The sequence below is a fragment of the Sphingobacterium micropteri genome (genome assembly GCF_014692515.1).
GTDB classification, from domain to species: Bacteria; Bacteroidota; Bacteroidia; order Sphingobacteriales; family Sphingobacteriaceae; genus Sphingobacterium; species Sphingobacterium micropteri.
In genome coordinates this window covers 247,220-270,949 of sequence record NZ_JACOIK010000002.1, presented here as the reverse complement: position 1 = coordinate 270,949, position 23,730 = coordinate 247,220, and the positions used below count along the sequence as shown (strand labels likewise).

The 23,730-nt window shown below is 40.7% G+C and carries 25 protein-coding genes; 9 read left to right on the top strand and 16 right to left on the bottom strand.

Annotation, left to right across the window (positions count from 1 at the left end; genetic code table 11):
- Positions 1–6 precede the first annotated feature (6 nt).
- Positions 7–426, top strand: coding sequence for a 6-pyruvoyl trahydropterin synthase family protein (locus tag H8B06_RS03725; RefSeq protein WP_190992958.1), 420 nt, complete (start codon positions 7–9; stop codon positions 424–426).
- Here H8B06_RS03725 and H8B06_RS03720 read toward each other — a convergent pair.
- The 6 genes from H8B06_RS03720 to H8B06_RS03695 are packed head-to-tail and all read right to left on the bottom strand — an operon-like array spanning position 421 to position 6,633.
- Complete coding sequence (locus tag H8B06_RS03720; protein ID WP_190992957.1) at positions 421–1,749, bottom strand: DUF58 domain-containing protein; 1,329 nt, start codon at positions 1,747–1,749, stop codon at positions 421–423. The genes H8B06_RS03725 and H8B06_RS03720 overlap by 6 nt on opposite strands.
- Positions 1,749–2,744 carry an AAA family ATPase gene (locus H8B06_RS03715; protein WP_190992956.1) on the bottom strand — a complete coding sequence of 332 codons (996 nt, stop codon included), beginning with the start codon at positions 2,742–2,744 and terminating at the stop codon, positions 1,749–1,751. The genes H8B06_RS03720 and H8B06_RS03715 overlap by 1 nt, the downstream gene beginning before the upstream one ends.
- Positions 2,741–3,949, bottom strand: a complete 1,209-nt coding sequence (locus tag H8B06_RS03710) for a DUF4350 domain-containing protein (protein WP_223857455.1) — start codon at positions 3,947–3,949, stop codon at positions 2,741–2,743. The genes H8B06_RS03715 and H8B06_RS03710 overlap by 4 nt, the downstream gene beginning before the upstream one ends.
- Positions 3,946–4,773 (bottom strand): hypothetical protein, encoded by an 828-nt coding sequence (locus H8B06_RS03705; RefSeq protein ID WP_190992954.1) that lies wholly within the window; start codon positions 4,771–4,773, stop codon positions 3,946–3,948. Before H8B06_RS03705 ends, H8B06_RS03710 begins: the two co-directional genes overlap by 4 nt.
- Positions 4,763–5,680, bottom strand: coding sequence for an ABC transporter permease (locus tag H8B06_RS03700; RefSeq protein WP_190992953.1), 918 nt, complete (start codon positions 5,678–5,680; stop codon positions 4,763–4,765). The genes H8B06_RS03705 and H8B06_RS03700 overlap by 11 nt, the downstream gene beginning before the upstream one ends.
- Positions 5,671–6,633 carry a stage II sporulation protein M gene (locus H8B06_RS03695; RefSeq protein ID WP_190992952.1) on the bottom strand — a complete coding sequence of 321 codons (963 nt, stop codon included), beginning with the start codon at positions 6,631–6,633 and terminating at the stop codon, positions 5,671–5,673. Before H8B06_RS03695 ends, H8B06_RS03700 begins: the two co-directional genes overlap by 10 nt.
- A gap of 105 nt (positions 6,634–6,738) precedes the next feature.
- Here H8B06_RS03695 and H8B06_RS03690 point away from each other — a divergent pair, with 105 nt between their 5' ends.
- Positions 6,739–7,467 carry an RDD family protein gene (locus H8B06_RS03690; RefSeq protein ID WP_190992951.1) on the top strand — a complete coding sequence of 243 codons (729 nt, stop codon included), beginning with the start codon at positions 6,739–6,741 and terminating at the stop codon, positions 7,465–7,467.
- A gap of 3 nt (positions 7,468–7,470) precedes the next feature.
- On the opposite strand, the gene trmB is transcribed toward H8B06_RS03690, so the two are convergent.
- A complete protein-coding gene (gene trmB / locus H8B06_RS03685; protein ID WP_190992950.1) occupies positions 7,471–8,118 on the bottom strand; it encodes a tRNA (guanosine(46)-N7)-methyltransferase TrmB in 648 nt (215 codons plus the stop codon).
- A 301-nt stretch (positions 8,119–8,419) separates the two neighbouring features.
- Here trmB and fcl point away from each other — a divergent pair, with 301 nt between their 5' ends.
- Positions 8,420–9,349, top strand: a complete 930-nt coding sequence (fcl, locus tag H8B06_RS03680; RefSeq protein ID WP_190992949.1) for a GDP-L-fucose synthase — start codon at positions 8,420–8,422, stop codon at positions 9,347–9,349.
- Between the two features lie 3 nt (positions 9,350–9,352).
- Here the strand turns inward: fcl and H8B06_RS03675 are convergent, their stop codons facing one another.
- Genes H8B06_RS03675 through H8B06_RS03665 form a run of 3 tightly spaced genes read right to left on the bottom strand, consistent with a single transcriptional unit; the run spans position 9,353 to position 10,568 of the window.
- Positions 9,353–9,874, bottom strand: a complete 522-nt coding sequence (locus H8B06_RS03675) for a hypothetical protein (protein ID WP_190992948.1) — start codon at positions 9,872–9,874, stop codon at positions 9,353–9,355.
- Positions 9,849–10,268, bottom strand: coding sequence for a hypothetical protein (locus H8B06_RS03670; protein ID WP_223857454.1), 420 nt, complete (start codon positions 10,266–10,268; stop codon positions 9,849–9,851). The genes H8B06_RS03675 and H8B06_RS03670 overlap by 26 nt, the downstream gene beginning before the upstream one ends.
- A gap of 30 nt (positions 10,269–10,298) precedes the next feature.
- On the bottom strand, positions 10,299–10,568 hold the full coding sequence (locus H8B06_RS03665; protein WP_190992946.1) for a YtxH domain-containing protein: 270 nt from the start codon (positions 10,566–10,568) through the stop codon (positions 10,299–10,301).
- Positions 10,569–10,795: 227 nt separating this feature from the next.
- Between H8B06_RS03665 and H8B06_RS03660 the strand changes: the two genes are divergently transcribed.
- On the top strand, positions 10,796–12,334 hold the full coding sequence (locus H8B06_RS03660; RefSeq protein WP_190992945.1) for a YifB family Mg chelatase-like AAA ATPase: 1,539 nt from the start codon (positions 10,796–10,798) through the stop codon (positions 12,332–12,334).
- A 6-nt stretch (positions 12,335–12,340) separates the two neighbouring features.
- Here H8B06_RS03660 and H8B06_RS03655 read toward each other — a convergent pair whose 3' ends face one another.
- The 4 genes from H8B06_RS03655 to rsfS all read right to left on the bottom strand — a co-directional run bounded on the left by H8B06_RS03655 (position 12,341) and on the right by rsfS (position 16,170).
- The gene (locus H8B06_RS03655; RefSeq protein ID WP_130142559.1) at positions 12,341–12,970 is read right to left on the bottom strand and encodes a rhomboid family intramembrane serine protease; all 630 of its coding nucleotides are present in this window, start codon (positions 12,968–12,970) and stop codon (positions 12,341–12,343) included.
- A gap of 12 nt (positions 12,971–12,982) precedes the next feature.
- The gene (locus H8B06_RS03650) at positions 12,983–13,630 is read right to left on the bottom strand and encodes a LutC/YkgG family protein (protein WP_190992944.1); all 648 of its coding nucleotides are present in this window, start codon (positions 13,628–13,630) and stop codon (positions 12,983–12,985) included.
- 65 nt (positions 13,631–13,695) lie between these two features.
- Positions 13,696–15,750 (bottom strand): ATP-dependent zinc metalloprotease FtsH, encoded by a 2,055-nt coding sequence (ftsH, locus tag H8B06_RS03645; RefSeq protein WP_190992943.1) that lies wholly within the window; start codon positions 15,748–15,750, stop codon positions 13,696–13,698.
- Positions 15,751–15,795: 45 nt separating this feature from the next.
- Entirely contained in the window at positions 15,796–16,170 is a 375-nt protein-coding gene (rsfS, locus tag H8B06_RS03640; RefSeq protein WP_130142562.1) for a ribosome silencing factor, read from the bottom strand.
- Positions 16,171–16,270: 100 nt separating this feature from the next.
- Here rsfS and H8B06_RS03635 point away from each other — a divergent pair, with 100 nt between their 5' ends.
- The 4 genes from H8B06_RS03635 (at position 16,271) to pfkA (ending at position 20,616) form a co-directional block, all read left to right on the top strand.
- Entirely contained in the window at positions 16,271–16,993 is a 723-nt protein-coding gene (locus H8B06_RS03635; RefSeq protein WP_190992942.1) for a biotin--[acetyl-CoA-carboxylase] ligase, read from the top strand.
- A gap of 324 nt (positions 16,994–17,317) precedes the next feature.
- Complete coding sequence (locus tag H8B06_RS03630; RefSeq protein WP_190992941.1) at positions 17,318–17,767, top strand: protein-disulfide reductase DsbD domain-containing protein; 450 nt, start codon at positions 17,318–17,320, stop codon at positions 17,765–17,767.
- Positions 17,768–17,844: 77 nt separating this feature from the next.
- The gene (locus tag H8B06_RS03625; RefSeq protein WP_190992940.1) at positions 17,845–19,557 is read left to right on the top strand and encodes a protein-disulfide reductase DsbD family protein; all 1,713 of its coding nucleotides are present in this window, start codon (positions 17,845–17,847) and stop codon (positions 19,555–19,557) included.
- Between the two features lie 84 nt (positions 19,558–19,641).
- A complete protein-coding gene (pfkA, locus tag H8B06_RS03620; RefSeq protein WP_190992939.1) occupies positions 19,642–20,616 on the top strand; it encodes a 6-phosphofructokinase in 975 nt (324 codons plus the stop codon).
- A gap of 35 nt (positions 20,617–20,651) precedes the next feature.
- Here pfkA and H8B06_RS03615 read toward each other — a convergent pair whose 3' ends face one another.
- Positions 20,652–21,338: a response regulator transcription factor gene (locus H8B06_RS03615; protein ID WP_190992938.1), complete on the bottom strand. Its 687-nt coding sequence runs from the start codon at positions 21,336–21,338 to the stop codon at positions 20,652–20,654.
- A 15-nt stretch (positions 21,339–21,353) separates the two neighbouring features.
- Positions 21,354–23,213 carry a sensor histidine kinase gene (locus H8B06_RS03610; RefSeq protein ID WP_190992937.1) on the bottom strand — a complete coding sequence of 620 codons (1,860 nt, stop codon included), beginning with the start codon at positions 23,211–23,213 and terminating at the stop codon, positions 21,354–21,356.
- Positions 23,214–23,334: 121 nt separating this feature from the next.
- Here H8B06_RS03610 and H8B06_RS03605 point away from each other — a divergent pair, with 121 nt between their 5' ends.
- Positions 23,335–23,730, top strand: coding sequence for a hypothetical protein (locus H8B06_RS03605; RefSeq protein ID WP_190992936.1), 396 nt, complete (start codon positions 23,335–23,337; stop codon positions 23,728–23,730).

Sequence of the window (23,730 nt, the reverse complement as noted above, 5' to 3'; positions counted from 1 at the left end):
AAACAGATGATACTTGCAGAAAGATACCATGATATATCCTGTGGACACCGGGTGGTGGGGCATGAGGGTAAATGCCGGTTTTTACACGGCCACAATTATCGTATACATTTTACGGTGGCGGCTGATCAGTTGGACGAAATAGGTCGAGTGGTTGATTTCTCCGTGATCAAAACCACCCTTTGTGAGTGGCTGGAGGAACATTTCGATCACAAATTTTTAATCTGGACGAATGATGAATTGTTGTCTCAATTGCAGGAAGTAGTTGGTGACAGTTTAGTCGTCGTACCTTTCAACCCTACAGCCGAAAACATTGCGCAGTATTTGGTAGAACATATCGGACCGCAACAATTAAAAGATTACCCTGTCCGGTTAGTTTCTTGTAGAGTGGAAGAAACCGCTAAGTGTTCTGCAACGTATAGCTTATAACAACCCTCTGGCTTTAATTTCCAAATATTTGTTGATGGCATTGATGGTGAGGTTTTCCGGCGATGTATAGATGGTCTGAATTCCTTGTCTATGCAATTCTTGGATAACAAGATGCTTTTCGTAGACAAATTTCTGCGCAATAATCTGATTATACACGTCAATGGTTTTCTTTCCTTCTTTTTTCGCCATATCGATTAACTCGGTATTCTTGAATACCACCACCACCACAATATGTGTCTTGGCCAGCACACGCAAATAGGGCATCTGCCGCGAAAGCGCATCCATCGTTTCAAAATTTGTGTACAACATCAACAACGAGCGTTTATTGATATGCTTATTGCAGAAAGTATAGAGGTTGCCAAACTCCGATTCGTCAAACGCAGTCGTTATGCTGTAGAGTCTTTCGGAGATTAGCTGCATCTGGTTATTACGTTTTTCCGCTGCGATATGGTCTGATACCGCCTTAGAAAATGTAAGCATACCTGCACGGTCCTGTTTTAGGATAGCTGCATTCGCCAGCACCAGGGTCGAGTTAATCGCATAATCCAATAACGTCAACCCGTCGAAAGGCATGCGCATAACCCGTCCGGTATCTATAAGCGCATAAATAGGTTGCGATTTCTCCTCTTGATATTGGTTCACCAACAGCTTTTTATGCTTGGCTGTCGCTTTCCAGTTGAGGTGCCGATATTCATCTCCTCGAACGTATTCCCGTATATGGTCAAATTCCAATGTAGCCCCAATTTTTCGGATGCGCTTAATTCCCAATTCCACTAATCTATCCGTTGTGGCCAATAATTGATATTTCCGCATCTGGATAAACGAAGGATAACAAGCCAGTTCGAGGGGTTCATTCAACGTGAACTTTCTTGCAAACAGTCCAAGTCGCTGCACCAGGGCATGGCATCTTCCAAAAGCATACACCCCCCGCGAGGTCGGACGGATTTGATAGCGGATTGCTTTGATTTCCCGAGGTAGAATCGTGGATTCTAATTCTACGTTCCGTAGTTGCAACTGTATCGGGAACTCTTCTAATAGACGGATGTGTACTTTGGTAGGATAACGACTGGTCAACTGAATCTCCATATCATTCTCATCCCCATTCGACAGCTTCTCGGGATAGTTTCGCTGTATAACTATCTTACTTTTCTGATAGTATAGAAACAGCATATCCCATGCACAGGCTGCGACAAATAACCAAAGAAGTGCGATCACAAACAGGAATAACGCTTTAATAAAAAAGGACAGGACAAAGCATGTCGCTAATAGAAGTAGCGCATAGAAGAATTTATTCGTTACATATAAACTACGGATAAAACGCATTATCTCGGGATTTCGATACTGTCTACAATCTGTTTAATGATATAATCACTCGTGAATCCTTCCATTTCCTTTTCTGGAGTCAGCAGCACACGGTGTCCCAATATAGCCGGAGCGACATACTTCACATCGTCTGGTGTAATAAAGTCTCTTCCTTGAAGCGCTGCGCTTGCTTTTGAAGCCTCCAACAAAGCGATCGAAGCGCGTGGCGAAGCGCCTAGTGTAAGGTTTGGGTTCGAACGTGTATGATAAACCACTTGCGTGATATAGGTCAACACATCTTCATGGACATAAATAGACTTTATCAACTGCTGAAAACTGATTAATTCATCGATACCCAATACTGGCTGTACCAGATCTTCCTTATTGTTTGCTCTTTGCGCATGATGCTCCCGCAATATATCTAACTCCTGTTCTATCGCCGGATAATCAATATTAATTTTGAACAGGAAACGATCCAACTGCGCTTCGGGCAAACGATAGGTTCCTTCATGTTCTATAGGATTCTGTGTAGCAAATACCACAAACGGTGTTGGCACAGAGTACGTGATACCATCCACCGTAACCTGCCTTTCGGACATACACTCGAACAAAGATGATTGCGTTTTTGCCGGGGCGCGGTTTATTTCGTCAATCAAGACGATATTGCCAAAAATCGGACCTTTCTTAAATTCAAATTCATTCGTCTTTAAGTCCAGCACGGAAGATCCTGTTACATCCGACGGCATCAAATCAGGCGTAAACTGTATGCGTTTAAATTCACCTTTCACTGCTTTTGCTAGCAACTTTGCCGTTAATGTTTTGGCGACACCCGGCATGCCCTCTATCAACGAATGACCTGTTGCCAGAATAGCAATCAACAGTTTATGGATGACTTCATCTTGACCTATAATGACTTTTTTAACTTCCTGCTTCACCCCTCCCATCTTATCTTTCAGCTCGGTGAGGTCTATTCTGTTTTCGAAACTCGGCTCATATTTATTTCCTGGTTCACTCATAGCATATTCGCTTTATGTTTAAAATCTTCTATTCTTTTATTTAACGCTACCAATTCGGCATCCGTAGACATACGTACTTTTCTATATCTTAGCAGGAGCTTGATCAGGTTTTCACACTCTTCCAATGATACACCTGTTTTGAGCGCCAATTGCTTCGCAAAAACTTCACCCTCCAACTGCAGAATATCCAGTTGGAAATGCGTCCTTATATCATACAGAAAATATTCTACTTTCTTTTGTATAAGATTACCCGGATTTCCACTCTCATAATATAACGTAGCGATTGTACGTGCAAATTCCTTGGATAAATTCGGCTCAGGTTCCACGACATGGACGGCCCGTTGTTCCCGTTTACTTTTAAACAATAAAAAAAGGATAAGTCCAAAAAGTAAAATATACCATGCTTGGCGTAGTCCGTCATTTTGCAACAATACACGTAGCGGTGTCTTTGCTTCCACCGTTCCCTTAAAGGTACTATCAAACCAATATACCTCCTTATTGGAAAGCAACTTTAATGCAGCCGCTCCGTATATAAAGTTCTCTTCTCTCAGCATATAGTAATTGGTAAACATCAGTGGTTCTAAATGCAAAAGGAAACGACCTTGTCCTCTTTTTATCTCGATAAAATTGGGTATCTCCTTATCTTCCACTTCATAATAACCGATTATATGGGTGTTAACCGTATCCAAGTTGCAGAACAGCCCCGGATAGTCTAAGTCCTTATAATACGCTGTTTTACCATCCACTAACAAGAACGGCCGGTCTTCCACATTGATGACCTCATTAAAATTATACGGATAGTGAAATTGTTGCTTAATCCCCAGTGTATCCATTAGGTAAAGTGGAAAATTATTGGCAGAAATAAAAACTTCTCCTCCCCTTTCTACAAAGCTCAACAGTTCTCCCGTTACTTCTTTTCCCTCGTAAAATCCGTTGACGATATAAACCAAACTACCTCGTTCTTTCTCTGTCAAGAACGTTTTCAGAAAATCATAGTTCGTAGACGTGAAGTCTTCTATCTTTATCTGACTCCCCAATATTTCCGGCAATTCCTCCCGGGTCACATATAAACCGTATGGAATTTTATCCCGTTGGTCGTACGTTTTTGACCAATCGATCTGCTTATCACTTGCCAAGTCAATAAAGGCAATAATCAAGACCGTAATACCGAGTAGTATAAGCCCAAATTTCCCAGAGTTCTTCATCGCCATTTTGATTGAAAAGTTAAGAAATAAGGGGCATACTCCTCATATTTAGCTTTGTCTATAGCCATATTTCCGTACCACACGCGGTTGTATATATTTACATTTCGGGTAAAATCTCGTTTTAGTTCTTCATTCTCGATCTCTTCAATCAGTTCGACATGCGTTTTGGTATATTTCCAATGAATCAGTTCGCGTTTCGCCAGTAATTGTATACTCAGAAGGTTGAGATAACGAATAGCCAGCGCAAAATCTCCCTCTTTTTTGGCGTTCTCGATATAGCTTGCTAAATCAATATCCAACAGGTTTTTCTCGACGAACTTTACTTCGTCAGACACATCTTCATCATTTTTATCTTTCGCCAGTAGGCGTCTACCCGAAAATAGCACGCGATAAATAATCCAAAGGAAAATAATCAATGCAGCAACGGCCAACACCTTATATACCACATCAGCAAACTGAAAATACTCCCTCGCCGGAAAAAGATTGTCCAACATCCGCCCTAACCTTTCTAATATTTTCTTGAATAGACCAATACGATTGGGGCTATTTTTATCATAATCGAACTCCTCCCCTTGATAACGCTTTATCAATCCGGTATATGCCGCTGTGTCTACTTGTGGAATCTGATCCATACGGGGAATAGTGTCATAATAACCATCCTCCATATAATCGATCCAATACTGTGGCGCATATTCCGGTGCTTTCATGGATATACTATCTCCCGGTAAAGGAGGAGATAAGGTTTCTATCGTATCGGTGTCCTGCGCGCGGGAAACAGATATCACGCCCATCACAAGCATGACAAAAAATAATCTACTGCCCATCTTCCTCCTTTCCCAGATTTTGTATTTTTTCATACACATCCTCACCGTATGTTACTTCTTTTGCTGTCTCATAAATAATCCCCGACACCAACACCGTAAACATATAATACACAATATAGAGCAAAACCAATAAAGTAGCCCCAATGGAAGTAAACATACGCCCCGCCACGCTGTCAAAAAAAGTATTTTCAAACCCAATCGTGTTGTAAGCGATAATTCCGATAATAAGAGACGGTATTAGGGTAAGCATCACCAGAAGTGTCTGGAAAACCAAACTGACCACATATGAAGACACACTATAATCGATAATTTTTTTCTTTAAGATGGAAAAGCTCTGTTGTATGGCGTTGCTGGCAGGCATATATCCTTCCCGATAAAAGAGGAACGCACAGAAAAACCAAACGCCCACGAAGGCTCCTAATATACCTGCTGCGAAACTCCCGATAAAGGGAATAAACATCAGGATAATCAAAGCGAACATAAAGGGAATAAATAAAATGACAGAAGCAATTATACTGACCAGTAGAAATTTGAAATACTTGCCCAGATTTGTGACAAATGCCTGCCAAACATCATGAGAATCAAAATCAGTTCCTCGCTTATTTTTCAGTAGGATGAAATATTCAATGGCGAAACCGAAGAATACCATACTCACCACCAGTAGTGCAAATAACGCAGCAACGGCTATGAATATAAGATCCATTGATTCTGTCCAACTTTGTGTTGTTGTTAAATTAATCTTAGTCGTTCCGTAATAGATAAGGATGAGCATGAGGCACAATGGAACAATAGCGAGTCTAAGGATAGTCTGAAAAAAATGCCGTAACACCAGCCGTAAGAGATTGATGAAATCTTGAACAATTTCACTCAGCTTTCGTTCTTTCCGAAATTCGAAGTCTATTTCCATTCGTTAATTTTTGCCAGTTGATAAGGTCTGATGATATAGAAATAAATAATAGTTGCAAACGAAGCAATAATTATACTGATGCATAACCAAATGGAGACCTGATAATGCCTCGTTACAAAGCCTTCCAAAAAGCCGGCTACAATAAAGAACGGGATCGTGCTTATTAACACTTTGGAAGCGGTTTTCATACTCCGTTTGAACGATTCGAGCCTTGTATATGATTTCGGAAACAATATACTGTTTCCGACTGCGAAACCGCAGCCTCCGGCGATCACGATCACAGACAACTCAATAGCCCCGTGAATCCAGATGGCCGACATCGCTTCCTGCATGACACCATATCGAAAAAATAGATGATGAAAAGCACCGACCATGATACCGTTACTAAATAGGATATAACCCGTACCTATGCTGTAAAATACCCCCAATACAAAAGCTAAAAAAGCGACCCTAACATTATTGATCGTAATCGCTAAAGCGGAGCCTACTTCGCTTCCTCCTTGATAAACACCTGCGGGATTTCCATCTTCGATATTGGCTATGCTCATGTCTACGTAATAATCGCCCAAGATTAAGCGTACAAAATCCAGATCGTATTGGGCGGAAATGAATCCAATGGCTATCGCCAGTCCGAAAATTAATAAGGAATAAAACAACGGGCGTCGCAATTGCCATACCGCTTCGGGAATCTCCTGTTGTACGAAACGCTTGAATTGACTTTCCGATGATTTTTGATCGCGATACAATTGTTGATGAGCCAATATCGCCAGCTCATTCAGATAATCTTTGGTCTTTGATCGGGGATAAAAGGTCTGTGCATATGCCAGATCATTCGTCAATTCAATATAATTGGAAGCTAGTACATCAGGATCTACATTGATTTTATTTCTTAAATTATTTTCAATTAAGATCCATTTTTCTTTATTTCGTTCAATAAAGGACGCTTCTCTCATTTTGTTTTTCTAATTTTCTATTATTAAATAATAACAAAGTAATGAGAAGAAGCTCAGCAAGTAGCGTCTACTCGAGGCTAATATAGGAAATATTAACGTTTCAAAATGCACAAACTCTCTATTAATACACCCCAAAACGTAAAGTTTGAATATAACTTGGCTTCGCTCGGTTCGCGCATCATCGCGTTTGCTATTGACTATTTCATCATAATGTGTTATGCCATCATGGTCTATTACATGGTGTCTCGGCTCGGTCTTTTTAGTACAAGCGACCCTTGGCTGACAGCAGGTATTTATATGCTTATTTTGCTTCCTGCGTTCTTTTATCCTTTTCTTATGGAAACATTCTTTAACGGACAAACCATAGGAAAAATGATTATGCGTATTAAAGTTGTAAAGATTGACGGCACACGCGCATCGATTTATCAATATTTTATACGTTGGGTATGTTCTATCGTTGACATCTTTTTATGTGCTGGAGCATTAGGAATTAGCAGTATCATTGCCACAAAACATGCACAACGGATTGGGGATATCGCCGCCGACACAACCGTCATCAGCACCAAACAAAATATGGCGTTGCAACAAACGCTTTTTGCAGAGATTACACAAGAATATACGGTTACCTTTCCTCAAGTGATGCGGCTTTCAGACAAAGATGCCAATATCATTAAAGATATATACAAAAAAGGCTACGAACGCAAAGATTACAATATCATTTTGGCATTGAGCAATAAGCTTGTCGAACTACTGGACGTAAAACCGCACATGCGCCCCGAAGAGTTTATTGATGTCGTGATTAAGGATTATTATTATACGTTTCGAGATAGATAATACTTAAAACCGCCATTGCACATAGTTAATATTTTTATTGTCTGCAAGGTATTTCCGTTCGTAATACGTTTTGATGGAAAGCACCTCATCGACTATATCGGAGTGATATAAATCGGTGGTTTCTTTTATTTTCGGTAACTTCAGGAGCGCAATCTGCTCTAAAGTATATGCATAAAAGCCATCGTTATCCGTCTTCAGATGCATAATGCCGTCATCTTTCAGAATTGCTTTATATTTTTCTAAAAACGTAGGATTGGTCAACCGTTTTTTCTCCCGGCTATCTTGCGGCTGTGGATCCGGAAAAGTAATCCATATTTCCGCTATTTCATTTTCTGCAAAATGCTCCAATATGGTTTCGATCTGAATACGTAGGAATCCCACGTTATTAATTCCCTCTTCCAATGCTGTTTTTGCTCCTCTCCAGATACGGTTTCCTTTGTAGTCGATACCTATAAAATTGATATGGGGAAACATTTTCGCCAAGTTGACGGTATATTCTCCCTTGCCACATGCAAGTTCCAACACAACAGGATTATTATTTCCAAAGAACTTAGATGCCCATCCACCTTTATAATCTTTTCCCGCATCCAATTGAACAACATTCTTAAATGTAGCGACTTCGGCAAATTTCCGTAACTTATCCTTACCCATTTCTAATAATTTGTTGGCAAAAATAGTCTTAATTACTTTTTTTCCCTCAAAAAAAGTAACAAAACCGACCGAAGGGAGCTCATGAACACAAAAATAAACACTTGTTCATAAAAAATCGTCGCTTCAGATATTTGAAATAATGGATGGTACTAAGGATAGATTTCTACATACCCCAAATATCTGGATGCGACCTAAAAAGTTAAGGAGAGATTGTGCAAGAGCCGAAAGATTGCCGTTAGCGGCGAAAGAATTTTGCTGATAAGATAAAATCTGCTAAGTTTGCAGGAATCAATAGTTTAACGTGGAAAAAGAAGCTAAAATATTTGTTGCTGGACATCGTGGCATGGTGGGGTCGGCGATTGTAAGAGCATTGGAAAAAGAGGGGTACCACCACCTTATCAAACGCACATCAAAGGAACTCGATTTGCGCGATCAAACGAAGGTAGCCGATTTTTTCGCTGAAGAACAACCGGAATATGTATTCTTGGCTGCTGCAAAAGTCGGCGGTATCGTAGCCAACAATACCTATCGTGCTGATTTTCTCTATGAGAACCTCATGATCCAAACAAATGTAATCCACCAAGCGTACGTTCAAAACGTCAGAAAGTTATTATTCTTAGGTTCCAGTTGTATCTACCCCAAACTTGCTCCACAGCCTCTTAAAGAGGATTACCTATTGACTGGTACATTAGAACCTACCAACGAGCCTTACGCCATAGCAAAAATTGCGGGGATTAAAATGTGTGAATCCTACCGTTCACAATACGGATGCAATTTCATCTCCGCGATGCCCACAAACCTATACGGTATCAATGACAACTATCATCCGCAAAACTCTCATGTATTACCCGCTCTAATCCGCCGTTTCCACGAGGCGAAGATAGCGGGAATAAGTGAAGTGAACATCTGGGGAACTGGGTCTCCACTACGGGAGTTTCTCTATGCAGACGATTTAGGGGAAGCCTGTGTTTTTTTGATGCAAAACTATAATGAAGAACAGTTTATTAATGTAGGTGTAGGTGAAGATATCAGCATCCGGGATCTCGCTTACCTCGTAAGTGAAATTGTAGGATACAGCGGGGGTCTCCGATTTGACACAAGTAAACCCGATGGTACTCCACGAAAATTAATGGATGTTAACAAACTACATGCCTTAGGCTGGCAGCATAAAAAATCTCTACGCGAGGGTATCGCATTAGCTTATGAAGATTTTAAAAAAAGGAAAATTTAATTATTAAGTTTTATCGGTAAAACGTTCATCTTCTAAAATCGCAGCTTGCTGTTCCATAATCGCTATTTTTTCTATTTCAGCATCTATTTTTTTCTTCTTCTTTTTCTTTTTAGGCTTTATAAAAGAGGTAATTTTATTCACGAATCCGCTTATTTTATCCTGGTTAACCTGCCCTATAGCCGTTTCTGAAGCTAACAAAACCATAGCTTTTTTAAACCAACCAGCTTTTCGAAGTAGAGTTGAATTTAGCACAATGGGTGCCCCCAGTTGTAAAACCCGTGTCAGCCAGTCAGCATCTTTACTCTGCACAGCTTTCGCAACACCAGATGTGAAACCTTTCAGCATACCTGCACCGGGGACATGAGAAGTAATCCGCTGAAAAAATCGAATAGGTGCACTTATCTTTACTCTTAACAGGTTATATTGATCTGCCAGGTAAGCTTCCTGTTCTTTCCGCCGCAAACTAAGCCGAGCAATCTCAGCTTTTAAATCATGTATGTTATTTATTTTCTCTGAATTCTTCATCTACGCTTGATTTGATTTTCTCTTCCACTACCTCATCGTCTTCCTCTCCTTGCCATTTGCTTGTCACCTTACGGATAGTAAGATTCATAAAAATCCTTTCCAGACTGGGCTCAAATGCACGGATGAGTAACACGAGCACGAAGAATATAACACCCGTTAGTAAAAACCCTAACGCATTACTTTCCAACACTTCTCCAAGGTAAAAGCCTAATGCTAGTGAGCAGAAAAAAACAATGAATAAAGTAAACACAATCCTAACGACATCCAGCACCAACGAACCCATTATCCGAGAACCTTTGGCTAAACCTTTCAACTGCAATAGCTTTAGCTGGGTATCTACATATTCTTTACCTTTTTGAAAGGTACCACTAAGCGAAAATTTTTCTTCTTCCATCAACTATTTTTTTTACTATTCATCGAGATGCTAGGCGTGCTCTTCGATTTCGTCATCCACCATAGTTTCCACTTCAGAAACCTTTGATTTCACCAAACCCACTAGTTTATCTTTAAGTTCGCTAAGTTGGTCAAATTGCTCTTCCGCCCGTTCTTTGATGGCATCACCTAAATCTGACAATGACTCGTTTATCTTATCTCTTGTCTCAGATCCTTTATCGGGAGCAAACAATAATCCTACAATTGCTCCTGCCGCAAACCCTGCTAATAGCGCTGTTACTACTTTACTGTTATCATTCATATTTTTTGTCATTTAAATAATTCTCCATTTTACCCATGAAGATTAGATAAGTTATACACATAACAAATAATCTTCGTAATCGTTTTAAAAATACAAAAGTATTTTGGCTTCCGTATCCCTGCCAAAAAAGAAAACAGAAATCTTGCAAAAAGTAACACTTTTCTATGCTTTTTTTGTTTTCTCCTTTTTTTCGTCTACTTTTAAATAACCATTTTAACATCACAGCTATGCTCGTCAAAACCTTTAGTAGTGCCGTATATGGCATAAATGCAACCACTGTTACGGTAGAAACACTTATTTGTCCTGGCCTACACTATTATATCGTCGGATTGCCAGATAGTGCGATCAAGGAAAGTCTACACCGTATCGAAAGCGCTATTACGAATGCAGGATACCGCATGCCTCGTCAAAAAATTGTTATCAATCTCGCTCCGGCCGCTATTCGTAAAGAAGGATCTGGCTACGATTTGTCTATGGCAATCGGTATTTTAGCTGCATCCGAACAGATCCGGGAGACCTTATTAACAGATTATGTTGTTTTAGGCGAATTATCGCTGGACGGCAATATCCAACCCGTCAGGGGTGCTTTACCCGTAGCCCTGCAAGCCAAAAAGGATGGGTTTAAGGGCATTATTTTACCCACCGCCAACGGACGTGAAGCTGCAGCCGTCCAGGATCTAGAAGTCCTAGTTGCAGATAATTTACAAGAAGTTATCCTTTTCTTTAATGGCCTACAGCAGTTAACGAGCATAGAGATCGATATTGAAAATGAATTCCTGCATCATATAAATAACTATGATGTCGATTTTGCCGACGTGAAAGGACAGGAAAATATAAAGAGGGCGTTGGAAATAGCAGCCGCAGGAGGGCACAATGTCATTTTAATTGGTCCACCCGGCGCCGGTAAAACCATGCTTGCCAAGCGTCTTCCGACTATCCTCCCACCGCTGCTTTTAGGCGAATCACTTGAAACGACCAAAATCCATTCCGTTGCGGGTCAACTCCGTGCACTTTCCTCGCTCATGACGGCTCGCCCCTTCCGGGCTCCCCATCATACGACATCGGACGTTGCGCTCGTTGGTGGCGGAGCTTCTCCACAACCAGGAGAGATTTCACTTGCTCATCATGGTGTATTATTTTTGGATGAACTTCCGGAATTTAAAAGATCTGTTTTAGAAGTCATGCGGCAACCGTTAGAATCTCGAAATATTACGATCTCACGCGCCAAGTTCTCCATTGATTACCCAGCTAGTTTCATGCTGATTGCCGCTATGAATCCCTGTCCATGTGGCTATTATAACCATCCAGAAAAAGAATGCATCTGCGGCACTGCCACTGTACACCGCTATCTAAGCAAAATTTCTGGTCCTTTATTGGATCGTATAGATTTACATGTGGAGGTCACACCTGTTGAATTTAATGAGCTTTCCACTAACAGAAATATGGAGACCAGCGAGATTATTAGGGAAAGGGTTATACGAGCACGCAAAATTCAAGCAGAGCGCTTTACAAGTTTTGCGGATATCCATAGCAATGCACAGATGAACACACCCACCGTACACCAAGTATGTCAAGTCAGCGACTCAGGCAAGAAACTTTTGCGGGCCGCCATGGAACGTCTCGGACTTTCGGCCCGTGCGTATGACCGCATATTAAAAGTATCGCGTACCATAGCCGATATGGATGGTTCGGAGCAAATTGAAAACCAACATCTGGCCGAAGCCATTCACTTTAGAAGTTTAGATCGAGAAAATTGGGCCGGGTGAAAAAATCTAAAAAAATTGGCTAATAAGGTGACCAATGGACCAAGGATAAAGCAATATAGTCAATCCTATACCTGCCAAAGCACCAAACAAATGCGCATCGTGATTGATATTATCATACGCCTTTTTGGAAGCCCAGATACAATACCCTAGAAACAGGAATGCAAACAAATACGCCGGTATCGGAATAACCATAAAGAGTCCCAACATGGCTTTCGGCTGAAACATAATAAAGCTAAAAAGTACGGCACAAATCGCACCCGATGCACCTAAACTATAATAGCCAGAATTGTTTTTCTGCCGAATTAGTGTAGGTATATCGCTCAGAACCAAGCTAACGATATAAAGCCCCGCAAAAAGCACATGCCCCAATGCCCCACTAAATTGGACAAACATATTCTCGAGACCGAATCCGAAGTAATAGAACGTCATCATATTGAAAATAAGATGCATCCAATCTTTATGGATTAAGCCACTCGTAAAAACCATGTACCATTTTGACTTATCTCTATACAATGTATAAGGATGGAGCATTAATTTCGTATACCATTGCGGATTGGAAAAAACATATAAGCTCAATCCTATTGTCAAGACAAAAATCACGGAAGCAACAGGAGTCGCATAAAGGTAATATAACATAAAGTTTGCTGGTTAAAATCTGTCTTCTATTAAAAAGACATATAGTTCTTTGGGGCCATGCGCACCTAACTCCAACATTTTCTCCACGTCTGCCGTTCGACTGGGCCCAGTTATCGTTGAAATCATAGATGGAAACTTATCTCCATATTTTTCTTTTATACGTTGTAATCCATGTTTAATATCCATGACTAATTGGGAAGCTTTAGCCACTACAATATGAATAGGTGGATAGATACTCAATCGACGCCCCGCCTCATTCCCGTTAGACAACATAATACTTCCATTGCGTGCAATAAGTGCTTCACAAGTTGTAATTCCGGCATCTGCAGCATCAAGTTGCTGATCGGTTGTATAAATCGGGAAACCGTATTGTCCCAATAATTTTTGTATACTAGGCTCCCACGCCAAAATCTTTTTTATCTGCAACTTTTCGGCTAAAAGTATTAAATTTTCAATCAACGAGATTTCCCCATCGCAATATACAAAATTGCCTGCAATTTGCGTAAACTCCCGTGCAAACGTAACATCCAAAGGCTCTTCCTCATCTTTATAGAGGGGAGAATCCTCAAAATCACTATGCGGATTATCACGCTTCTGTAACAGCGCTTGACGAATCTTTTTAAGCATCCGCTCTTTAGCTGTTGTATTTCGAATATTCATGTATGTACCCCTTACGAATGAAACGTAAAGACTTCGTCCTCACCAAGCGCCATGCAATGTGCTCCTTATTCCTCTGATTTTGTATCGTTGTTATTACTATCCTGCGGGAGATCCAACGGCAAATCCGTTTGTGGAACACCACCTCCGTCAACACCGCCATTTACAAATTCGTCATACGCCGTCCGGTTTTCGAAGGGACGTTTGCCTAAAATCTCTTCCAGGTCACTTTGAAACAGAATTTCTTTCTCCAATAGCTTTTCCGCGATTTTGATAAGGCCGTCTTGCTTGTCTAATAAAAGCTGTTTCGTTCTATCATACACCGCTGCGATTAAGTTTCGTACCTCTTGGTCGATTAACTCTGCCGTTTGATCAGAATAGGGTTTTTGGAACTGTGTTTCTCCAGCGCTATCACGGAAAGATACATTTCCTACTTTATCATTCATACCATATACAGCAGTCATGGCATACGCCAATTTGGTGATTCTTTCCAGATCATTTTGCGCGCCCGTACTGATACGGCTAAACGTAATATCTTCTGCGACTCGTCCCCCCATGGTCATACACATACTATCTAGCAATTGCTCCGTCGTATATAAAAACTGCTCTTTCGGCAAATATTGTGCATATCCGAGTGCGGCAACACCACGCGGAACAATAGAAACCTTAACCAAGGGATCCGCAAACTCCAGGAACCAACCAGCAATAGCATGGCCCGCTTCGTGATAAGCCACTATTTTCTTCTCTTCTGGAGAGATAATTTTATTTTTCTTTTCAAGCCCTCCGATAACCCTGTCAATGGCATCCTGAAAATCTTGCATATTAATAGAAGCTTTATTTTTCCGAGCTGCGATCAATGCCGCTTCGTTACATACGTTAGCGATCTCTGCCCCCGCAAAACCCGGTGTTTGTGCCGACAGCTTCTTCGCGTCCACTTCTTCTGCTAATTTCAACGGCTTTAAATGTACGTTAAATATATGCTCACGTCCGATCAAATCCGGCTTATCGATAGAAATCTGCCTATCAAATCTTCCGGGGCGCAACAACGCTTGATCCAATACATCTAAACGGTTGGTTGCAGCTAAAAGGATAACACCTAAATTAGTACCGAAACCATCCATTTCCACTAGTAATTGGTTTAATGTATTTTCGCGCTCGTCATTCCCTCCCATAACAGAATTTTTACCACGGGCCCGACCGATCGCATCAATTTCATCGATAAATATGATACAAGGCGCTTTTTCTTTAGCTTGTTTAAATAAATCCCGTACACGAGATGCACCAACACCCACAAACATTTCTACGAAATCCGATCCCGATAGGGAGAAAAATGGCACCTGAGCTTCTCCGGCTACAGCTTTTGCCAATAATGTTTTACCCGTTCCCGGAGGCCCTACAAGTAAGGCTCCTTTTGGAATTTTACCACCTAGATCCGTGTATTTCTTTGGGTTTTTCAGAAAGTCCACGATTTCCATAACCTCTGTTTTAGCCTCTTCCAGCCCGGCGACATCATTGAACGTGATGTTTATTTGGGACTCTTTGTCAAAAAGCTGCGCTTTAGATTTTCCAATATTGAAAATCGCACCACCACCGGTACCAGCTCCCCCTCCCATACGACGCATCAGCAACATCCATATGGCCACGATAATTAATAACGGGAGCATAAACGAAATAAACCAACCGGCCCAAGGGTTAGACCTGTTTTCGTAATGAGGCTCAATACGAGGTTGATCTTCGGGCAGTCCAACCTGTGATTTTTCCAGTTTTGCGTTTAAAATCACATCGGAAGGCTCCGTAAATGTATATTGCGGCCCCATATCAGGAGATAACAATAGAGAATTCGGACTAGGAGCAACATTTTTATATTTGTCTTCTTTAAGTCTATCTTTTTTTATGTATACCTCTACCTCAACCAAATCATTGCTCTTAAAGGCGACCAACTTTTCTACATCGCCAGGCAACAGTATCTCTTTCTCAAATTTTGAATACGTAATTTCTTCGGTATTATCGCTACTAAAAAAGTACTGCAGTCCAAAGAACCCGAGGATAATCAATATCCATAACCACATCATATTAAATTTGGGTGGAACAGGAGTTACTTTTTTACTTGGAATTTTCTTCATTACAATCTATTATATCTATTTCTTCTACTCTTACTTGCTAAACCTCTATGCGCTTTGGTATGTTTCTACCTGCGCGTCACCCCACAAATCCTCTATGCCATAATGGCTTCTTTTTTCCGTTTTAAAGATATGAACAACGACATCTACAAAATCCAGCAGAATCCATTCTCCATTGTTATGTCCCTCTTTCCGCCACGGTTCTTGCCCAAAGGCTTTGTAAACCTCTTCTTCTACACTATTCGCTATGGCATTGATTTGTGTTGCAGAATCCGCATGACAGATAACGAAATAATCAGATAAGGTGGCATTCACGTTCCGCATATCCATTCGCACAATATCATTACCTTTTTTCTCTTGCATCCCGTGTACTACAACTTCTGCAAGTCTATCCGATAAATCCTTTTTTGTATCTTTATTCATTAAAAAACATTAGTTTTGAACGATATTTATGTCTTTAAATATTTTTCCCTTGCAAAATAACACATTTTCCCGACTTTACCTTAGACAAAATTTAATTGTATTGGAAGAGGTAACATCTACTAACGATTATTTAAAACAACTTTTGTCAAATATTAAGCCACTTCCCGAAGCAACTGCCATTATGGCAACCCACCAAGTAAAAGGAAAAGGTCAACGGGGAAATTCCTGGCTCGATAAACCTTCCGAAACATTAGCTATAAGTTTCGCCTTATATCCAAAAGACTTCTCCGCTCACCAATCGTTTAATCTAAATATGCTCGTTTGTTTGGCCGTCCAACGTTGGGCGTCCACCCTACTTCCTGATGTGCAGATTAAATGGCCTAACGACATCTATATCCATGGTAGGAAATTAGGCGGGATATTAATCGAAAATCAATTATCTGGACACCATATCCGTTCAAGTGTAATCGGTATCGGCATCAACATAAAACAACAGACCTTTCCCCTCGTCATACAAAACAAAGCGACTTCACTTTATCTCGAAAAACCGACGACACCAATCAAACCCATCGAACACTATGGTCTATCCCTTCTTTCTACCATAACAGCATGCTATGAAACCATAGATTTAAAAGATACTCAGCAGTTACGGGATGCTTACAATGATTCGCTGTTTAGAAAAGGAATCCCGGCAATATATGAAGTAGAAGGAAAAACCGTCACGGGCATTATCCAAGGCGTGGAAAGTAATGGGAAATTAAACATCGTAATCGATAACCAAGAACGGCTATTTGACCTCAAGGAAATTGGCTTTAAGCTATAGAGATCATACCGCTAAATGGTAATCTGTTTGCATATCGCTTTTACTATTCCTAAATTTCCGCTATAAAATAGTCCTTGATGGCAGAGGAGAGCGAAATAAATTGCATATAAAAATGAATTACTCAAAATAATTTTTATATTAAGGAATTATGCATTTTTGTATATTTTAAGGGCATGCATGAACTCATTTAACATTCGGTTCGTGAATGCAAAGCATTTTATTTAGGTTTGAAGATATTTTTCACCATAGATTAGATTTTAAACCTTATTGGGCGGCAATAGTCTTACATTAAGAGAATCTAATGATTAAAAATAAATTATACGAATGAAAAAATTAAGTCTATTAATTGTCATTGTCTTATTTACTATAGCTGGTGCGGTAGCGCAAATACACAACCCGGTAAAATGGAGCGTTGCATCACAAAAATTAACCGACAAAGAAGCTGTTGTATTTATCAAAGCGACTATCGATAACGGTTGGCATATATACGGCTTGAATGTCCCTAACGGCGGACCAATTGCCACATCCTTTGCTTTCGGATCTTCTAAAGATTATAGCTTAAACGGAAAGGTGGCCGCGCCTGCACCAAAATCGAAATTTGAAAAAGTTTTCGATATGAATGTTCCATATTATACGAAAGAGGTTGTTTTCCAGCAGAAAATAAAGCTAAATAAAGGCCAAACAACGGTAAAAGGAACAGTTGAATTTATGGCGTGCGATGCGGAACGATGTTTACCGCCGGATGAATACGCTTTCAACGTCACAATTAAGTAGTAATTGTGAATATAAAAAACGATAAGGCAGTAAGTTTACTGCCTTTTTTTTATTTTAGCAAAATATCTAAATAAGCTATGCGTTCATTATTTAAGTACCTCATCGTACTACAAATTTTAACACTTTCCTTATATACTCCATCATTTGCTCAGCAAGATAGCCTACTCTCCTTTGATGGCATAGAATTTACAGATGGTTCTATTGAATCGGGGGACGACACCTTGTTAGAAGTGCCGGATGACCTAGTCTTTGGCGATGGAATAGCCAGCAAAGAGGCGGATGGAGGAACAGCAGATGATACGCCTATACAACAAGTAGACGCCAGTGGTGCAGAACAGCAGTCTCTTTGGGGTATTTTCATTGCAGGCCTGCTCGGCGGTTTTGCGGCTTTCATCATGCCCTGTATATTTCCCATGGTTCCACTTACCGTCAGCTTCTTCACCAAGAAAGGTGGCTCCCGTGCAAAAGCTGTATCACAAGCTCTCCTATACGGATTATTCATCATCGTAATATATGTAGCTTTGGGTATGCTCATTACGATTTTCTTTGGTTCCGATGCGCTCAACGCCCTGTCTACCAACGGCATATTTAATTTTCTGTTCTTTCTGATCTTGGTCGTCTTCGCAGCTTCCTTTTTCGGTGCCTTCGAACTTACCTTACCTAGTTCTTTTGTCAACAAGATAGATGCACAGTCAGATAGGGACGGATTGCTAGGCTTGTTCTTTATGGCTTTCAGCCTGGCATTGGTATCGTTCTCTTGTACAGGACCGATCATCGGCACACTGCTGGTAGAAGCGGCATCCAAGGGTGAACGTCTCGGCCCTGCCGTGGGGATGTTAGGCTTCTCCATTGCATTGGCGATACCCTTCGTGCTGTTCGCCTTTTTCCCCTCCATGTTGAAATCCTTACCTAAATCGGGTGGATGGCTTAACAGCGTCAAAGTGGTATTGGGCTTTTTAGAACTGGCATTAGCGCTGAAATTCTTATCGAATGTGGATCTCGCTTATCACTGGAATTGGCTGGATAGAGAGGTGTTTTTAGCGCTTTGGATAGCCATCTTCGGGTTATTAGGACTATATCTTATTGGCAAGCTTCGCTTTGCGCACGACAGCCCACCAGGGCACCTCTCCGTTCCTCGAACCATATTGGCCATTATCGTATTCGCTTTTGTGATATATATGGTACCGGGCATGTGGGGAGCACCTTTAAAGTCAATCTCCGCATTTTTACCTCCCTCGGCTACGCAGGACTTCGATCTTTCTACCGTAAACCTCGGTGTTGCACCCACTGGGACAACCAGCGCTGGTAAACAGAAGAAATACTATGAGATCTTCCATGATCGCGGCACGCCCAAGGGCTTCGACCCTTATTACGATTATCAAGAGGGACTTGCTACAGCGAAAGAATTGAACAAACCGGTGCTGATCGACTTTACAGGCTGGAACTGTGTAAATTGTCGCAAAATGGAGGCTAATGTGTGGACCGACCCTAAGGTAGCCGCACTACTTCGGGAGGAGTTCGTGATGGTGGAGTTGTTCGTAGACGACAGGACGGAACTATCTACGGAGGAACAGTATGTTTCGGAATACTCGGGTAAGCGTATTCGGACAATCGGCGCAAAGAACAGCGACTTCCAAGCTTCGGCATTCAATAGTAACTCTCAACCGTTATATGTCATCGTAGACACAGTAGGCAACGTATTAATACCACCCAGTGGTGCGAACTACAATATAAACAGCTATGCGGCTTATTTACAGCAAGGCATCGACGTTTTTAATAACAAAGAGTAAAATATAACAGCATAATAATCAATCTAACAGGAGACCGCCCCAACGTATGGGAATCTCTTATCAACAACTAAAAAACATAATTAGATGAAAACCATAAAAAATATTGCCGTTTTGACATCTGGAGGTGATGCACCAGGAATGAATGCGGGCATCCGTGCAGTTGTACGTACAGGAATATACAACAACTTAAACGTATTTGGCGTGCGTCGCGGTTACGATGGCTTAGTAAAGGGCGAGATTGTACCTATGGATGCTAAATCGGTAGCCAACATCATTCAACGTGGCGGAACCATCCTCAAAACAGCTAGAAGTGAGGAATTCAAAACCTACGAGGGACGGAAACAAGCATACGAAAACATCAAAAAATTAGGAATCGATGCTTTAATTGTTATCGGTGGCGACGGCACGTTTACGGGTGCTTCTAAGTTTATCGAAGAATTTGACGTTCCCATTTTAGGGATGCCAGGCACAATCGACAACGATCTCGCCGGAACAGATTTCACCATTGGATACGACACCGCTATCAATACAGTGGTCGATGCGGTGGACAAGATAAGAGATACCGCAGAATCTCATGATCGTGTGTTCGTGATCGAAGTTATGGGGCGGGACTCTGGTTTGATAGCATTACGTTCCGGCATCAGCACGGGAGCAGAAGCCGTATTGATCCCAGAGTTGAACGTAGATTACGATGCGATTATGAAACGCCTGGACAAATCTCGTAAAAACAAGTCTTCGCGTATTATTATTGTAGCAGAAGGTGATAAAGAGGGTGGTGAAGTCGTTGCAGATAAAATCAAGGAGAACTTTCCGCATTACGATGTACGTCTTTCTATATTAGGACATATCCAGCGCGGCGGCAGACCAAGCTGTATGGATAGAGTTTTAGCAAGTAGACTGGGGGTGGCATCGGTAGAAGGATTACTAGAGGGAAGAAGAGGAGAAATGGCTGGACTTATCTGTGGACAAGTACAATTCACTCCCTTTAACAAAGCGATTAAACATATTGATAAGATAAACGAGAACCTGACCAGAATCGTAGAGATTTTATCACTATAAAAAATTAAAAAGGGCGCATAAAATGCGCCCTTATATCAACTTACCAATAGCTTATACCCCTTGCCATGTACATTGACAATCTCCACATTGGGGTCCTCCTTGAGATATTTACGCAATTTACTTAAAAATACATCCATACTACGACCGGTAAAATAATTGTCATCATGCCATATCTTCACCAACGCTTCCTCGCGCGTAAGAACATCATTTTTGTTTAAGCATAGTAGCCGTAACAATTCTGCTTCTTTGGTAGATAGCTTTTGTTGTTGGCCTTTGAAGGAAATAATCTGACTGGTATAGTCAAAGAAATAATCACCAATTTCAAATTTATCGGCTAATTCTTCCTCTTTCTCTTTAGACACACGTTTTAACAGGGCATGGATACGTAGTAATAACTCTTCCACACGGAATGGCTTCGTAATATAATCATCCCCTCCCAATTCGAATGCCTGCGTTTTGTCTTCCATCATACCTTTTGCCGTAGCATAGATAATCGGTATGGTTTTGTCCATTTTACGGATATCCTTACCCAACGAAAACCCATCTTTTTTCGGCATCATCACATCAAAAATACACAGATCATATTTGTCTTTGCGAAAAGCGGTCAGCGCTTCATCGCCATCTTGGGTCAATGTGACATCAAATTTCCCTTTTAATTCCAAGTAATCTTTTAGAAGTTCGCCTAAGTTAGGATCATCTTCAGCTAGTAATATTTTTTGCATACGCGTATTCAGTTTTTATGCTTCACGATCAAGTGCAGTCCCTTTTAATGGAAAAGTTAACTCAAAGACTGTGCCTTTGTCTTTTTCACTTTTCACTTGAATTCTACCGTTAAGCCGTTTTACAATATCATTAACATAACTTAGCCCTAATCCAAATCCTTTGACATTATGTACATTTCCTGTCGGAATCCGGTAGAACTGGTCAAAAATCTTTTCTTTTTGGTCTTTAGTCATCCCCATCCCCTTATCAGCTATAGTAATAACGATATGATCCTTAGCATTATATGTTTTTACCGTAATCTCAGGAGCATCTTTACTATATTTAATCGCGTTGTCTACTAAATTAAAAAATACATTAGACAAATGGAGCTCATCCCCAATCACTAAATCTTTCGGTGCGGATATATCCGTATGAAGTACGCCATTTGCTCGTTGAAGTTGCAGATTCATACTGTCCAAAACGCCAAAAACAACCGCGTTGATATGGACATCCACTTTCTCTATTTTTAAATTCTCTTTTTCTAACCGAGCAATATTCAATACCCGCTCAATATGGTTCCCAAGTCGGACGTTTTCGTCATAAATAATATTCGCCAATCTGTTTACACGTTTACCATCGGCAGCTATCTCGGGATCGCGGAGGGATTCACTGGCGATCATAATAGTTGCCACAGGTGTTTTAAACTCGTGGGTCATATTATTCATGAAATCTGTCTTCATCTCCGAAATTTTCTTTTGCCTAAAGATGATGCTTAAGGTGTATGCAAAAGCACCAATCAGTAAAGCCAAAAGCGCTATCATGGGCAACATCATATAACCCATAGTATCCCTGATAACAGAGGATTTATTGGGAAAGTAAATAGACAAGAGGCCCGGCGAGCTGTTTATATCATTCTCAAACAACTTGGTGCTGTATTTCGCAAGTTGCTTTCTTGATTTTGGATTGTTGCTCTGTAACGTCTCGTAGATAATATAACTTTGGTCGTCTCTCACTTCGATATTAAACAGCACATAGATATCACGTTTGTTAAGTTCGGCGTCCAATTCCTTTTTTAAATATTTGACATTCAAACGCTCACGAAACGGCTTTTTGGCGAGCAGCATACTTGATTGCACATCTTTCAAGATATCTTCACTTTTACCACCAATAATAGCTAAGGTATCAAAAAGCGTAGTGGCCTGTTGCAATTTTTTAGCATTTAATACGACCAATTGGTTCTCCAATGCCTGCAATTGATCGGCTATTTCCCCATTTACACGGGGTATCAAGGTGGCCGTCTGCATGGCCTCCACTTGGTTATTCCTAAAATAAGGAATAATAAACCGCGTGCTATCATCTTTCGCGGGAACTAAAGGCACTTCGCGTGTCGCCGTTAATTTTATATCGGTATCAAAATACCCCTCGCCTAAGTATTTGTTGTCTACGTTAAAATTTATAAAACTTTGGTAGCGCTTCCTTCTTATATATGTTTCGAAAAACGCATTGTTAACATAGATCGCATTCGGAAAAACAGCTTTTAAATTCTCTTCCTCTGCCCGATAACGCTGCTGATAATCAAATTGCTGGCGTTGTAACTTTTTTATCTGCTCTTGAATTTGTATTTGGCTTGCTAAAAGCTGTTCATTTCGCTCACGCATGGCTTGGTCAGCTTTAAACTTCTCTTGATTAATACGGTCCTGTTCTCGAGCAAATTCAAAAATCTCTTGCTTTTCAATCTTGCTGGCAACCGAGGCAAGTGCCGCCGTAACAGCCTCATCAAAAAGTTGGGATTTCTGCTTAAAAGATTCTCTTATGAAATAGTATTGCATAGCCATCACCCCCATAAGGGCTATAGACATTAACCAAATAATCAGTGTGATACTACGCTTTTTCATCTTGAACTACAAAAATAGGTATGGCTTCGCGTTAAAAATCAGCCTTTAACACTATTTAACAGCAAACACCGTAGAAATCAAGTTTTTTACGTAACTTCATGATTTAATAATTTGTACAAACATGAAGTTGTTGCTAACTATATGGAGTTGTATATTGCTGACGGCAGTATCAGCTCAACAAACCGACAATGACAAGAACACATCTGGTTCTAGAGCTACCATCATGACCGAGGTCGATACAGTTATCACGACACCGATAGATCCTGACGATACAGCAAAAATTATCAAACAAAAAACAATCATTAAAAGAGCTCCCGAAGCATCTACAGTCGATATTCCGACCCTGAAAATGGATACATCGAAAACCCACCCGACACCGGTAAAAACCTTATACGGCCACGAACTTGCTCCAATGCCCGGAACAGAAAAACTGGACAGCCTGGACAAACGGAATGCCATGGCAGAATCCACTCCTTACCCTAAAATCCTGATTAAGACATCATCAAAAAATAAATAA

What these genes read in the sequence shown, in the direction of transcription:
- H8B06_RS03725 (WP_190992958.1), top strand. Translation starts at nt 7, where the DNA reads ATGATACTTGCAGAAAGATACCATGATATATCCTGTGGACACCGGGTG.
- H8B06_RS03720 (WP_190992957.1), bottom strand. Translation starts at nt 1,749, where the DNA reads ATGCGTTTTATCCGTAGTTTATATGTAACGAATAAATTCTTCTATGCG.
- H8B06_RS03715 (WP_190992956.1), bottom strand. Translation starts at nt 2,744, where the DNA reads ATGAGTGAACCAGGAAATAAATATGAGCCGAGTTTCGAAAACAGAATA.
- H8B06_RS03710 (WP_223857455.1), bottom strand. Translation starts at nt 3,949, where the DNA reads ATGAAGAACTCTGGGAAATTTGGGCTTATACTACTCGGTATTACGGTC.
- H8B06_RS03705 (WP_190992954.1), bottom strand. Translation starts at nt 4,773, where the DNA reads ATGGGCAGTAGATTATTTTTTGTCATGCTTGTGATGGGCGTGATATCT.
- H8B06_RS03700 (WP_190992953.1), bottom strand. Translation starts at nt 5,680, where the DNA reads ATGGAAATAGACTTCGAATTTCGGAAAGAACGAAAGCTGAGTGAAATT.
- H8B06_RS03695 (WP_190992952.1), bottom strand. Translation starts at nt 6,633, where the DNA reads ATGAGAGAAGCGTCCTTTATTGAACGAAATAAAGAAAAATGGATCTTA.
- H8B06_RS03690 (WP_190992951.1), top strand. Translation starts at nt 6,739, where the DNA reads ATGCACAAACTCTCTATTAATACACCCCAAAACGTAAAGTTTGAATAT.
- trmB (WP_190992950.1), bottom strand. Translation starts at nt 8,118, where the DNA reads ATGGGTAAGGATAAGTTACGGAAATTTGCCGAAGTCGCTACATTTAAG.
- H8B06_RS03675 (WP_190992948.1), bottom strand. Translation starts at nt 9,874, where the DNA reads ATGAAGAATTCAGAGAAAATAAATAACATACATGATTTAAAAGCTGAG.
- H8B06_RS03670 (WP_223857454.1), bottom strand. Translation starts at nt 10,268, where the DNA reads ATGGAAGAAGAAAAATTTTCGCTTAGTGGTACCTTTCAAAAAGGTAAA.
- H8B06_RS03665 (WP_190992946.1), bottom strand. Translation starts at nt 10,568, where the DNA reads ATGAATGATAACAGTAAAGTAGTAACAGCGCTATTAGCAGGGTTTGCG.
- H8B06_RS03660 (WP_190992945.1), top strand. Translation starts at nt 10,796, where the DNA reads ATGCTCGTCAAAACCTTTAGTAGTGCCGTATATGGCATAAATGCAACC.
- H8B06_RS03655 (WP_130142559.1), bottom strand. Translation starts at nt 12,970, where the DNA reads ATGTTATATTACCTTTATGCGACTCCTGTTGCTTCCGTGATTTTTGTC.
- H8B06_RS03650 (WP_190992944.1), bottom strand. Translation starts at nt 13,630, where the DNA reads ATGAATATTCGAAATACAACAGCTAAAGAGCGGATGCTTAAAAAGATT.
- ftsH (WP_190992943.1), bottom strand. Translation starts at nt 15,750, where the DNA reads ATGAAGAAAATTCCAAGTAAAAAAGTAACTCCTGTTCCACCCAAATTT.
- rsfS (WP_130142562.1), bottom strand. Translation starts at nt 16,170, where the DNA reads ATGAATAAAGATACAAAAAAGGATTTATCGGATAGACTTGCAGAAGTT.
- H8B06_RS03630 (WP_190992941.1), top strand. Translation starts at nt 17,318, where the DNA reads ATGAAAAAATTAAGTCTATTAATTGTCATTGTCTTATTTACTATAGCT.
- H8B06_RS03625 (WP_190992940.1), top strand. Translation starts at nt 17,845, where the DNA reads ATGCGTTCATTATTTAAGTACCTCATCGTACTACAAATTTTAACACTT.
- pfkA (WP_190992939.1), top strand. Translation starts at nt 19,642, where the DNA reads ATGAAAACCATAAAAAATATTGCCGTTTTGACATCTGGAGGTGATGCA.
- H8B06_RS03615 (WP_190992938.1), bottom strand. Translation starts at nt 21,338, where the DNA reads ATGCAAAAAATATTACTAGCTGAAGATGATCCTAACTTAGGCGAACTT.
- H8B06_RS03610 (WP_190992937.1), bottom strand. Translation starts at nt 23,213, where the DNA reads ATGAAAAAGCGTAGTATCACACTGATTATTTGGTTAATGTCTATAGCC.
- H8B06_RS03605 (WP_190992936.1), top strand. Translation starts at nt 23,335, where the DNA reads ATGAAGTTGTTGCTAACTATATGGAGTTGTATATTGCTGACGGCAGTA.